General features: G+C 56.9%; 1 protein-coding gene. It reads left to right on the forward strand.

Annotated features, from left to right (window positions below; translation table 11 throughout):
- A partial coding sequence (locus AACW06_RS20350) for a hypothetical protein (RefSeq protein ID WP_202884132.1) occupies window positions 1-288 on the forward strand: 288 nt, incomplete at both ends.

Below are 288 nucleotides of genomic sequence, written 5' to 3' on the forward strand. Positions count from 1 at the left end.
GCGCCGATATCACCATTCCAAGCTTGACAGCGGAAGGTAACTACAGCATCACCAGCAGCATTACGGATGCCGCTGGCAACAGCAGTGGTGACAGTGCGCCAGTGACGTTTGATTTTGACGCCACCGTACCAACTGCGGCGCCAACGCTTACCATCGCGGACGCCGCGGACGGCAGCGTGAGCGTGGCAGAGAACAGTGACGGCGTTGAAACTGTGGTAAGTATTCCAACGGGTGTGGAAGTGGGTGATACGGTGACGTTAACCATCACCAACCCAGATGGCAGTACGA

It is taken from the genome of Vibrio sp. S12_S33, from assembly GCF_963889785.1.
Taxonomy (GTDB): Bacteria; Pseudomonadota; Gammaproteobacteria; order Enterobacterales; family Vibrionaceae; genus Vibrio; species Vibrio aestuarianus.